Source organism: Priestia sp. SIMBA_032 (assembly GCF_046535215.1).
GTDB classification, from domain to species: Bacteria; Bacillota; Bacilli; order Bacillales; family Bacillaceae_H; genus Priestia; species Priestia aryabhattai.
The window spans coordinates 1-272 of sequence record NZ_JAWRXD010000649.1 but is presented as its reverse complement, the minus strand read 5'-3'; the positions used below and the strand labels follow the sequence as shown (position 1 = coordinate 272).

The following is a 272-nucleotide window of genomic DNA, read 5'->3' as shown; positions in this document are numbered from 1 at the left end:
CCCGGGAGCGCGACGTGACCGCGAGCACGGCGACGCAGGCGACCGATGCTGCGCCGATCACTCCGACCGCGCTGATCGCGGAGGGGCCGAGGGCCTGCCCGGGCAGCAGGTGGATCAGGATGAGCGCGACGCCCGAGACCACGATCACCCACATCCAGAGCGTCAGCCGGAGCAGGGCGGCGAGCTGCCACTGGGCGAACCCGAGGCAGACGACCAGCACCAGCGACGCCAGGTAGAGCGGCAACGGCAGGGAGCCGGGGACGGTCAGGCAG

At 72.8% G+C, this 272-nt stretch carries 1 protein-coding gene; it reads right to left on the bottom strand.

What is annotated here, in order from left to right; genetic code table 11:
* A partial coding sequence (locus tag SB717_RS35845) for a hypothetical protein (protein WP_410907732.1) occupies positions 1 to 272 on the bottom strand: 272 nt, incomplete at both ends.